Origin of the sequence: Streptomyces sp. NBC_01224 (assembly GCF_036002945.1) — a bacterium.
Taxonomy (GTDB): Bacteria; Actinomycetota; Actinomycetes; order Streptomycetales; family Streptomycetaceae; genus Streptomyces.
Genome location: NZ_CP108529.1, coordinates 390,126 through 401,122 on the forward strand (window position 1 = coordinate 390,126; position 10,997 = coordinate 401,122).

Here is a 10,997-nt window from a genome sequence, read left to right on the forward strand (position 1 = left end):
ACCTTTTCGTCTCTGGTCGCGGCTCAGAAAGGTTGGTCGCCGACAATCCCCGCGCGCTCCATCTTGCGGACGGCGGGCCAATAGTCCTGGACGGCGTAATGCTGGGTGGAGCGGTTGTCCCAGATGGCGACGCTGTTCTTCTGCCAGCGCCAGCGCACCTGGTACTCGGGCACGGCCGCCTGGCTGATCAGGTAGTTCAGGAGACCGCCCGATCCGGGCGCGTAGTCCTGGCCGAAGCGCACGTTCTCGGGCGTGTGGTAATTGACGAAGTGTGTGGTGAAGGCATTGACGAAGAGAATCTGCTCGCCGGTCTCCGGGTGAGCACGCACCACCGGGTGCTCCGGGTCCGGGAAGCGGGCCTTCAGCTCGTGACGTTGCTCCGTCGGCATCACAGCGCCGAAGGTCGCCTCGATGCTGTGCCGTGCGCGCAGGCCCGCAATCTGCGTCTTGATGTGCTCCGGCAGCCTGCGATAGGCCTCAGCCATGTTGACCCAGATCGTGTCACCACCGACCTCTGGTGTTTCCACGCAGCGCAGCACGGCGCCCATGGGCGGGCACGCGCGCCAGGTTGCGTCGCAGTGCAGCGCGTTCTCGTAGTGCTCGGGTTTGCTGTCCAGATCCTTGTAGATGCGGACCAGCCCCGGGTGTTCGGGGTCGCTGCCGACCACCGGATGGTCCTCCAACGGGCCGAAGCGCCCGGCGAAGGCGATGTGTTCGGCGCGCGTGATCTCCTGGTCCCGCAGGAACAGGACCTTGTACTGCAGCAGCAGCGCCTTGATCTCGGCGAACAGATCGCCGTCGCGCGCGGCGTCGCCGAGGTTCACACCGGACAGTTCGGCGCCGATGGTGCAGGTCAGCGGCTCAACCTTGATCGAGGTACGGAGGACGCCCGGACGCACCAGGGCGGGCGTGCCTTCCTTCGGGCGGACGGTCTGGGACATGTGCTCACTCCTGGGGGTCACGTGCGGGGCACGGCGAGCTCAGAGGACGAAGACGGAAGATCCCGTGGTCCGTCCCGCTTCCAGGTCACGATGGGCCTGTACCGCGTCCTGAAGGGCGTAGCGCTGGTTGATCTCGATCTTGATACGACCAGCCGCGACGTGCCCGAACAGTTCCCCGGCCAGGGCGTCCCGCTCCGCCGGCTCGGCGATGTAGTCGGCCAGAGCGGGACGGGTCACGAACAGCGAGCCGTGGATGGCCAGTTGCATGGCGTCGAGCGGTGGAACTCCTGAGGCCGTGCCGAAACACACCAGCAGGCCGCGGCGTTGCAGCGAGGCCATGGATCCGGCGACGGTGTCCTTGCCGATACTGTCGAAGACGACCGGGACGCCCTTGCCGTCGGTCAGTTCACGCACCCGCTCGGCCACGTTCTCGCGCCGGTAGTAGACGATGTGCTCGCAGCCGTGGGCGCGGGCGACCTCGGCCTTCTCCTCGCTGGAGACCGTGCCGATCACCGTGATGCCGAGCAGCTTCGCCCACTGGGAGACGATCAGACCGACGCCGCCGGCCGCCGCGTGGAGCAGCACGGTATCGCCGGACTTCAGCGGGTGGATCCGGCGCAGCAGGTATGCCGCGGTGAGTCCGCGCATGGTCATCGCCGCGGCGGTCTCGCAGCCGATCTCGTCCGGCAGCTTGATCAGTGAATCCGCGGGCATGACCCGCTCCGTGCTGTAGGCACCCAGCGGACTGCCGGTGTAGGTCACACGGTCGCCCTCGGCGACATGCGGCACCCCCTCGCCCACGGCCTCGATCACACCCGAGGCCTCCACGCCGAGCCCCGCAGGCAGCGGAGCCGGGTACAAGCCGGTGCGGAAGTAGGTATCGGCGAAGTTGAGTCCGACGGCGACGTGCCGGATCCGTACCTCGCCCGGACCCGGGTCGCCGACGACGACCTGTTCCCACCGCATGACCTCAGGGCCACCGGTTTCATGGAATCGAATGGCGTGTGCCATGACGTGCTCCGTTTGCTCGTGTGTGGGGGCTGTGTGGGGCGACGGCGGGGCGGGAACCCTGGCCGCCGCCAGTAGGATCGAATCAGCTCTTGAGGTCGCGCAGCATGGAACCGCGCCGGCCGGGGCGGCGGTTGGGCACCATGCCGAGCCGGTCCAGGGTCTCGTCGGCGTCCGAGTACCATTCGCCGATCCTGTAGATCTTCTTCGCCTCCTGCCCGGTGGCGATCTCGCGCCCGAGCGCATGGGCGATCTTGACCATCTGCTCGACCTGCTCCACGGAGGACATCCGCTCGCCCTTGTGCCGCCACAGGTTGTCCTCGTTGCCCACCCGCACGTGGGTGCCGAGGGCGATGCCGATCGCGTTCATCGGCGCCACCGCGCGCATGGATGCCTCGATGGTGAGCACGGCGCCGTCCGGGACACGGCGGATGAACTCGATCAGATCGGCCGGGTGCCGGCCGGCGAACCCGCCGCCGATGGCAACGTAGTTGAGCACCAGCGGACCGCTGTAGATGCCCTTGCGGATCAGCCGCTCCACGGTCTCCAGCTGCGCCATGTTGGCGAGTTGGAAGTGCGGCTGGATGCCGTTGGCACGGAGCCGCGCGAGGTGCTCGAGGTAGAAGTCCGGCCCGGCCTCGACCACCATGTCCCGATAGGCCTTGTAGTAGCCGGGCTTGGCGATCGAGGTGCCCTCGATGTCCTCGTCGTCGAAGAGCTCGACGATGTTCATCTGGTTGGTATTGATCGCGATCGTCACCTGGTCAGGCCCCGGAGTGATCTCGGCCAGCATATGGCGAGTGTCGTAGCTGAGCCACTTGGCGTCGCCGCCCTCGTCCTCGGGGGCGAAGGAGATCGACCCGCCGATCTGCAGGACCATGTCCGGCACGGCCTCGCGCAGGCGGGCCATCAGTTCGTTGAACATGGAGATGCGCTTGGATCCGTGGCCGTCCAGCTCGCGCACGTGGATGTGCAGCACCGTGGCGCCGGCGTTGTAGCAGTCGACGGCCGCCCGCACGTGCTCGTCCATGGTGAGCGGTAGGTCGTCGGCGTCACCGGGCAACCACTCCGGCCCGTAGGGCGCGGCCTGGATGACCAGCCTCTCCTGGTTCTCCGGATACAGGGAGTCGTCGAAGAAGTGCATGGTCCATCTCCTTTGTCGGATGGGTCTTCACTCGCCACACGCATCACTGCCTTCGATGCGAGGCCCGGAGGGCTTGCGAGGAGCGGACGCGGGAATGCAGACGGGGTTCCCGGGCTCGCCGGGGGCTCGGATACGATCGGCGGGCCCGGGAGGGAACATTCGGCTGCGGGCAGGATTTCTGCCCGTCCTCGTGGGATCGGCCTTGTCCCTTGCGGTGAGGCAACGTTAAGGGTGGGCCAGGGCGCGCGCTTGACCGAAGGTGACAGAAGACTTACCGCTTGGGGACATGCCTTGCCGTCGCGGCCGCCGTCCCCGGTCCCAGGCAGGGTCATGCCGGGATATGGCGTGAACGGCCGTTCCACACCCCTGCAGAAATCTGAGTGGTCACTCCTCGCCGGAAGGCCGCTGCCCGGTACCGCGGACCCGCCACTCCCTCGGGCTGCAGCCGAACCGCTCGCGGAACCAGCGCGAGAAAGCACTCGGTGCCGAGAATCCCAGAAGCCCGGAGATCTCCGTGAACGAGCGGCGCGGGTTCGCCACGAGCTGCTCCGCGAGCTGGGTACGTGTGGCGTTGAGAACGGCGGAGAACGTCTCGCCCGAGGCCGCGAGGTGCCGGTGGATCGTCCTCCGGTCGATGCCGAGGCTGTCTGCGACCTGCTCGATCGAACAGCGCCCGGTGGGCAGCAGGACTTCGATCAGCTCACGCACCCGGTCCAGCACGGTGGTGTCCTTCGAGACCGCGATGGACTCGAAATACTGCCGGGCATAGGTCCGCAGCAGCGGGTCCGACATGGGGTTGGGAGCCTTGAGATCGCTGGCGTAGAAGACGATCCCGTTGAACTCCCGGTCGAATTCCACTACGGGACCGAAGAGGCGCCGGTGGGTACCGGGATCCACCGGCGCGTCGTGCGTGAAGCACACGGACAACGGCTGCCACCGGTTACCGAGAAAGCTGCGGAGGACCCCGTGGAAAGCGCCCACGGCCAGCTCCGTGGCCTGGCGGGCGGCCATCGCCTCACCCAGCTCGAGGCTCACCTTGAGGGTGGCCAGGCCGTTCGCCCCGGAGAGCCGGCTGCGGAGCATCTCGTTGTACATGTGCTCATGGCGGACGAGAAGTTCGAGGGCACTGCGGACATCGGGCTCGTCGCGCAGGACCAGACTGATGGGGCCGAGATTGGAGAAGCTGCGCCGCTCGGCGAGGAGCAGGCCGAAGTCCCCGCGCCGTGAGGCCGCCGCCGAGAGTTCGAGCAGCTGGGTGACCGCCGTGCCGGGGATCCATCTGTCCTGGACCGTGAGGCCGACAGGGTCAAGGCCCACGCGCTTCATCAGGGCCCGCGCATCGATGCCCAGCGACTGGCTGACCTCGACATAGTTGTTCAGCGCTGCATTGCGGACAAGAGGCTTCATGGGCGCGCTCCAGGGGGCTTTGTCCCCAAGTGATAAGTGAGATGTCACGTCACGTCAAGCCATGGGCCACGTCGTGACCTAGCGTTGCACCACTGCGGTGAGGTTCTCCGCCTGGATGCGGCGCCCCGGCCGATCGGAAATTCAGCGGAGAGCACCATGGCAAAAAAGTTCACGTGCTGACCAGCCCTGAAAAGGCGGCACGGAATTTCCTGCAGATCAATGAATTCGGGGCAATGACACGCACCGAAGCCGTCAGAGATATTCCGCAAGGAAAGGCGAGAGGTCGTACGCACGATTTCTGTTCCAGCCAGCAATGAGCTGCACACGAGTCCGAAGAAAGACGTACGACCTGAGGGAAGTCACCGTGAAAAGCGTGATCAACGTGCTGCGTCGGCCCTGCACCGGGCCGGCCGTGTGGGCGGGTCCGGACCTGGCGGACTCCGAGGAATGGGTCCTGCGGCTCTCGCCGGCGCAGATCGACGAACTCGAGGCGGCCCTGCGCGCGGTGCGTGCGCGGGGCCTTCCACTGCTGAAGATGACCGCCGGCGATTTTCCGCTGCCGACCCTGGCCGGCGAACTGGAACGCATCGCCGGCGTACTGGAGAACGGACGCGGATTCGTGCTCGTCAAACGCATTCCGGTCGAGCGATACAGCCAGGCGGCGGCAAACACCATTTTCTGGGGAGTGGGCCGGCATCTGGGTGTTCCGGTGTCGCAGAAGGCATCAGGCCACATGCTGGGCCACGCCCGGGACACCGGCCGTAGCCTTGCCGACCCGGGAACGCGCGAATACCAGACCAGAGCGAGGTTGCCGTTCCACACCGACGGATCCGATGCCCTCGGGCTGCTGTGCCTGCGAGCGGCCCGCTCCGGCGCACGCACCGCCGTCGTCAGCCGGCCGTGCGGCAGGGACGCGGCCTGCCGCCCGGCTTCTGGGGAGATCCGCACAGCACCGGCAGCGGCCCCGATCGCGGCGGGGTTGCCCCCGCGACGTGATCGCCACGCAAAAATCCGTGGGCCTCGGCGGCTGCCGGCACCCATGGTGACCGCCGCCACCCCAGATCAAAGAGGAAACCGAATGAACAACCTCGCCACGCTCCTGACCGAATCCGCCCGGGCCCACGGCGACCTCGTCGCCGTTCGCCAGGATGAGATCGCCCTCACCTATGGCCAACTGAACGACGCGAGCGCCCGGTTCGCCACACTGTTGCAGACCAAGGGCGTCCGGCCGGGCGACCGCGTCGCGTTGGTCATGCCCAACGTCACCTGTTTCCCGGTCGCGTACTACGGCATCCTCCGCTGCGGTGGCGTGGTGGTACCGATGAATCCGCTGTTGAAGGCCCGTGAAATAGCCTTCACACTCCGGGATTCCGGATCGCGGATCGTGGTGACACTCCCGCGGTGCGCGGACCAGGTCGCAACGGCCGCGGCGGAAGTCGGGGCCGACTGCCTGGTCGCCGACTCGACGGCGTTCGACACCCAAGTGCGGGCCGCCGAACCGATGCCCCACGTCGTCGACCGGGCAGAGGACGACACTGCCGTGATCCTCTACACATCGGGCACGACAGGAACCCCGAAGGGCTCCGAGCTGACCCACCGCAACCTGATGACCAACGCGGCCACCGCGACCGAGACGCTGCTCCACGTCAGGCCGGGCGACGTACTGTTCGGGGGCCTGCCGCTGTTCCACGCCTTCGGGCAGACCTGCGCTCTCAACACTGCCGTCGCCGCGGGCGCCACTTTGACCCTGCTGCCGAGGTTCGAGCCGGCCAAGGCGCTGGAGATCATGCATCACGACGGGGCCACCGTCTTCCTGGGCGTCCCCACGATGTACACAGCCCTGCTCCACACCGAGATCCCCGACGGCTACGACCTCTCACCACTGCGCCTGGCCGTATCCGGCGGTGCTTCCTTGCCGGTCGAGGTACTGCACGACTTCGAACGGGAATTCGGCGTCACGGTGCTGGAGGGCTATGGGCTGTCGGAGACTTCGCCCGTCGCGTCGTTCAACCCCCCGGACAGGCCACGCAAGGCCGGCTCGATCGGCCTCCCGATCCGCGGGGTCGAGCTCAAGGTCGTGGCGGACGACGGCACCTCGGTGGGCCCGGGCGAGGTGGGTGAGATCGCGATCCGCGGCGACAACGTGATGAAGGGCTACTGGAATCGTCCGGATGCGACCGCGGATGCCATCCGGGACGGGTGGTTCCACAGCGGCGACCTGGCCCGAGTCGACGAGGACGGCTATTACTTCATCGTCGACCGGAAGAAGGACCTCATCATCCGCGGCGGATACAACGTCTACCCACGTGAGATCGAGGAGGTGCTCTACGAACACCCGGCCGTCGCCGAGGCCGCAGTGGTCGGCGTGCCGCACGCGAGCTACGGAGAGGAGATAGCCGCCGTCGTGACCCTCCGGGACGGTGCACGGATCACGGCCGATGAGATACGCGACCATGTCAAACAGCGGGTGGCGGCCTACAAGTATCCGCGGATCGTCACATTCACCGACGTACTCCCCAAGGGAGCAACCGGCAAGATCCTCAAGCGGGAGATCGTCGTCAAGCAGAAGGCTTCCACGGACTGAACCGATCTGGTTCGACGACGGCAACCGCAGGAAGACGCCGCGTGCGCAGCGTGGTGGGGCTTCTGGTCGACGGTCTGCGTAAGCCGCGCTGTTCGGATCGTGGTGGATGCCTGCCCGGTCCTCGCTGTTCCGAGCCGGGCGACGGCCGGATTCGGATCCGCTGATGGCGCTGTTCGCCGCCACCGCCCGGCGCCGGCCAACGAGCAGACGCCGGGAGCGTTCTGGCGTGGGCTGCGGCTGGTGGCGGTGGAGGGCACGTGCTGGGATGCCGCTGACAAGTCGCCCGGCCGACCGAGGGGGCCTTCGGTCGTCCGGGCGACACCCTTGGCCCGGACAAGGCGGCGTTCCCGCAGGTACGGATGGCGGCGCCGGTGCAGGGTGGCACGCGCGCGGTACCTGATACGGAGCTGGACGACTGCCGGGCCGGGGAGCCGACGCTGCGAGCCCGCGTCGAGTGGCTGGTCGGCGGGCCCGGCCATGCTGGTCCTGGCCGACCGGGTCTTCCCCGGCGTGTCGTGATGGCGGGTGTTCACCACCGCCACGACACGCCGAGTGACGCACTCTCGGGCGGCGGAGCACCTCGGGGGTGGTGCCACGGTGTGCGTGGCCGCCCTGTCAGTTCTGGAGTTCCCCGAGCCAGCGCAGGGCGCTCCGGCTCGGCAGGAAGCAGTACTCGCCGCCGCGGGTGACGACGAAACGCGGCAGTGGGGCGAGGCGCCGTCGAAGCGGTCGCCGGGGAATGGTGAAGCCGGTGACTCCGTCGTGGGATCCGGTGACAGGGTCTTTGGTGTTGCCCGCGCCGAAGAAGACGCCGTCGTTCATCCATTCCGACTGGACGAACTCGAACTGCCGCCCGAGGTGGGCTCCGATGAACGCGAACATCAGGCCGCGGTCGGCCCCGTCGTCCTCCAGGACCCCCTCGGGCAGCGGCGAACCGTAGACGGCGCCGCGTCTGATCATGCGGTGCAGGCGCACTTCACCCGCCACCGAGGCATCGCGGGGGTTGGCCCGGCGGATGTGGCAGCCGCCGGGCGTGATGAACCCCGCAGGATCGTCTCGCTCGTACAGGAAGGTGTTGCGGCGGTCCCCGTCGGTACCGAGAGCGGGGTCGTCGCACCGCGGACTGAGCGCGAGGGGGGCTCCGCTGCGCCAGCGCCCCATGATCTTGGCCGCGAGCAGTTCCTCGTCTTCGGGAGAAGTGGCGTTGTCCCGAAGGTAGCGCCGGAACGCGGCAACGTCCTGGTGGAGCTTGCGGAAGACCGCGTAGCTGCCGTTGCGCCCCAGCACCTCCGGCTGCGGGGTCTGGAGACCGCCGATCTCGTCCCGGTAGCCGAGCACGAACTCCCCGGCCTTCAGCGGCGACTCCAGCCGGTTCGACCCGGCGATGCCGCTTCCTTCGACGGCTGGATGGCTGACGCCGTCGCGATAGCCGAAATGCTCGGTCTCGGTGGGCAGCGCGTAACAGTCCTGCCGCCAGATCGCGGTCACACCGGAAAGGTGGTCGTACGCGGGGCGGGCCCGATCGAGGGCCGCCTCCAACTGTTGGGGGTCAGGCGCGACCGCCGTGAGCACCACATGGACATCCGGCGTGCCCAGCGACGCTTCCCAGTTCTCGGGGCTGCTCTCGCCGACGTCGCCCAGCGTTCCGGCCCGGGCGGCCATCCCCTGCCGGAACTCCCAGGCGAACGTGTCCAGTGATGCGCGCGGCACACCCAGGGCCTCCAGACCGTGGCAGGAGACCGCGACACTGACCCAGGTGTCCCCCCGGGGGCTGACCGAGTCGGCGGCGGAGGTCACCACCACGCTCGCGCGCCGCATCAGCTCCCGCCCGTCCGCCCGGTCATCGACGCGGAACACAAGGTAGGTCGCCGCGTAGGGAGTCGGCCGGGGGCTGAGAACCCCGCGCTGAATATCGTCGAGTTCCAGCGCGACTTGCGTAGGCCCGCTCACGGTTCACCTCCCTGCGAAGCTACTTCGAAACGAGGTTCCGCCAGAAATTCCGCAGACTTTCGTCGCCGCCGAACAGCGAACTGAAGATCGTGGAGTCCGCCAGCAGCACATCGCCGGCCCGTTCACCGCTCGGAGGCATCCACAGGAACATGTTGAACTCGGTGTTGCCGGCCTCGGTGAACGGATGCGGCCTGGAGGTGTCGATCGGCTGCCTGGCCAGCACGCGGATGACATCCGGCTCGTCGGTCGTCACGGCGTAATGCGGCAGGTGCATATGGAAGTTGAAGTTCGTCACCCCTTCCAGCCACCCTTTCGCGTCCAGGTCCCTCACCGTGGAGAGCGGGGCGATCTTGCTCTTCTCCCGCACCGCGGGGCGCAGTCCGTAACGGTTCTCGACCGGCACCGCGAGGCCCTGCATCAAGTCCCGGACGTAGGTGGCGAATCGCTGCTGGCGGGGGACCAAGGGATCTCCGTGATGGTGGTACTCCACGTCCCGCACGGCCAGATCGTCCGACGCCCCGACGTCATGGTGAGGCCCCAGGACCAGACGGGCGTCCTCCCGGCCGAGGAAGGCCCGCAGTGCCTCAACCTCCTCGGGCCGGGCCTCCTGCCCGGTGACCATGTGATCCAGCCCGAACACGAAGAGAGTGTCGGTGTCGGCCAGTACGCGCTCGTCGAGCGGGGTCCGGAACCCGGCCTGGTCGATGCGCTGATACACCGGAACGGGGTGCCCGGTGACCTCCTCGACGAACTGCTGAAACGGCACCCAGGCCCAGAAGAACAATTCCAGCGAGCCGGCGATGCCCTGCTGGAAGTACAACGGGTCGGACCACTTCGGATCCTCGTAGGCAGGCCACGCCACCCGCCTGACCTCCGTCATCGTGGAGAACCGGTTGTCCAGCTCAGCCGGATTCCTGCCCGCCTCGGCCGGATAGCTCCACGAGACGTAGATGCTCACCCGTCGCCGACCAGGGGTGTATTCGCGCGGGACGTGGTTCTGGTTGTAGGTGCGCGCGGTCCTGACCTCGCTCATCTCGTCTCCGATCCGCAATGGGACAAGCACACGACAGCCCGTTCTCACTGCAACTGGTCGAGCATCTCCGACAGGGCATCCTTGATCCGCAGAGCCTTCTTGATCTCATCAGCGGACACGTACGGGTACTCCCCGTACTCGATGAAGCTCGGGCAGTGGTGTTCGCGCACAAACCTGACGAACGCCTCAGGGTTGGTCCGCCAGTCCTCGGGGAATCCTTCGAGGTTCTCGAAGGCCGTGTTCACCCCCGCCTTGCCGAAAAGCGCGATGGCGTCCTCGGTGTACTTGTCGAAGTCGGTATCGAAGATCCCCTGATACATGAAGCGCGTGTCGTCGTCGAAGAGCACCCAGCGCAGGTAGTGCAACTTCAGTGGCGCGAGGAGATGCGGGTCTTCCTCCAAAGCCTCGGCCAGAGTGCTGCCGTAGGCGCGCATCGCGTCGGCTCGGCCCGGCTTGACCTTCGCGACGATGGTGAACCCGTAACACGCCGGCGTCTTCGGAAACACGGGACCGTATTTCCCCTGCTCGAGCCGGTCGATCTCGGGGATGACCGCCGCCTGCGGCTTGATCTCCATGTCCGCTCCTCCCGCCACCTGTCGGCCGGGAACAATCCCTCCGATTGTCCCACGCAACAGGCCCATCCGCCTCGTGAGCAGCACTGCCGTGATCCCGGTCGCGGGGGGGTGCGCAGCACCGTCGGCAGCCTGGCCGGGTCCGGGCAGGCCATTGTTCTTCACGGCATCGCTCACCGAGTGCTTGGAGGCTGCCCCGCTCCTGGGGCAGGACCAAGTACATCGACCTTGCCGACAGGCCGGCAATGGGCGTGCAGCTCGGCCGAACCAGCGGACCACCGGGCCGCATCAACAACCCCGCCCGTACACAGCCCAACGAGCAACCTGCGGCCTCGTCACCTCGCGCACGGCTGCAGCA

General features: G+C 67.4%; 8 protein-coding genes and 1 pseudogene. 2 read left to right on the forward strand and 7 right to left on the reverse strand.

Annotation, left to right across the window (positions count from 1 at the left end; translation table 11 throughout):
• Nucleotides 1–23 precede the first annotated feature (23 nt).
• The 4 genes from OG609_RS01805 to OG609_RS01820 form a co-directional block, all read right to left on the reverse strand.
• Nucleotides 24–899 (reverse strand): TauD/TfdA dioxygenase family protein, encoded by an 876-nt coding sequence (locus OG609_RS01805; protein WP_327271112.1) that lies wholly within the window; start codon nucleotides 897–899, stop codon nucleotides 24–26.
• 81 nt (nucleotides 900–980) lie between these two features.
• Nucleotides 981–1,952 (reverse strand): quinone oxidoreductase family protein, encoded by a 972-nt coding sequence (locus OG609_RS01810; RefSeq protein WP_327271113.1) that lies wholly within the window; start codon nucleotides 1,950–1,952, stop codon nucleotides 981–983.
• A gap of 82 nt (nucleotides 1,953–2,034) precedes the next feature.
• Entirely contained in the window at nucleotides 2,035–3,093 is a 1,059-nt protein-coding gene (locus tag OG609_RS01815; RefSeq protein WP_327271114.1) for a 3-keto-5-aminohexanoate cleavage protein, read from the reverse strand.
• 384 nt (nucleotides 3,094–3,477) lie between these two features.
• On the reverse strand, nucleotides 3,478–4,500 hold the full coding sequence (locus tag OG609_RS01820; RefSeq protein WP_327271115.1) for an AraC family transcriptional regulator: 1,023 nt from the start codon (nucleotides 4,498–4,500) through the stop codon (nucleotides 3,478–3,480).
• Between the two features lie 535 nt (nucleotides 4,501–5,035).
• Here OG609_RS01820 and OG609_RS45975 point away from each other — a divergent pair.
• Both OG609_RS45975 and OG609_RS01825 read left to right on the forward strand, forming a co-directional pair.
• Nucleotides 5,036–5,383 (forward strand): annotated as a pseudogene (locus OG609_RS45975) (TauD/TfdA family dioxygenase); the annotation flags it as partial.
• A 195-nt stretch (nucleotides 5,384–5,578) separates the two neighbouring features.
• Nucleotides 5,579–7,084, forward strand: a complete 1,506-nt coding sequence (locus OG609_RS01825; RefSeq protein ID WP_442818055.1) for a long-chain-fatty-acid--CoA ligase — start codon at nucleotides 5,579–5,581, stop codon at nucleotides 7,082–7,084.
• A gap of 615 nt (nucleotides 7,085–7,699) precedes the next feature.
• On the opposite strand, the gene OG609_RS01830 is transcribed toward OG609_RS01825, so the two are convergent.
• Genes OG609_RS01830 through OG609_RS01840 form a run of 3 tightly spaced genes read right to left on the reverse strand, consistent with a single transcriptional unit; the run spans nucleotide 7,700 to nucleotide 10,642 of the window.
• Nucleotides 7,700–9,034: a Dyp-type peroxidase gene (locus OG609_RS01830; RefSeq protein WP_327271117.1), complete on the reverse strand. Its 1,335-nt coding sequence runs from the start codon at nucleotides 9,032–9,034 to the stop codon at nucleotides 7,700–7,702.
• A gap of 19 nt (nucleotides 9,035–9,053) precedes the next feature.
• Nucleotides 9,054–10,067, reverse strand: a complete 1,014-nt coding sequence (locus OG609_RS01835) for a hypothetical protein (RefSeq protein WP_327271118.1) — start codon at nucleotides 10,065–10,067, stop codon at nucleotides 9,054–9,056.
• 44 nt (nucleotides 10,068–10,111) lie between these two features.
• Nucleotides 10,112–10,642, reverse strand: coding sequence for a hypothetical protein (locus OG609_RS01840; protein ID WP_327271119.1), 531 nt, complete (start codon nucleotides 10,640–10,642; stop codon nucleotides 10,112–10,114).
• Nucleotides 10,643–10,997 lie beyond the last annotated feature (355 nt).

Excerpts from the sequence above, each read along its gene's own strand:
- OG609_RS01840 (WP_327271119.1), bottom strand. The coding sequence starts at position 10,642 with ATGGAGATCAAGCCGCAGGCGGCGGTCATCCCCGAGATCGACCGGCTC.
- OG609_RS01810 (WP_327271113.1), bottom strand. The coding sequence starts at position 1,952 with ATGGCACACGCCATTCGATTCCATGAAACCGGTGGCCCTGAGGTCATG.
- OG609_RS01835 (WP_327271118.1), bottom strand. The coding sequence starts at position 10,067 with ATGAGCGAGGTCAGGACCGCGCGCACCTACAACCAGAACCACGTCCCG.
- OG609_RS01825 (WP_442818055.1), top strand. The coding sequence starts at position 5,579 with ATGAACAACCTCGCCACGCTCCTGACCGAATCCGCCCGGGCCCACGGC.
- OG609_RS01820 (WP_327271115.1), bottom strand. The coding sequence starts at position 4,500 with ATGAAGCCTCTTGTCCGCAATGCAGCGCTGAACAACTATGTCGAGGTC.
- OG609_RS01815 (WP_327271114.1), bottom strand. The coding sequence starts at position 3,093 with ATGCACTTCTTCGACGACTCCCTGTATCCGGAGAACCAGGAGAGGCTG.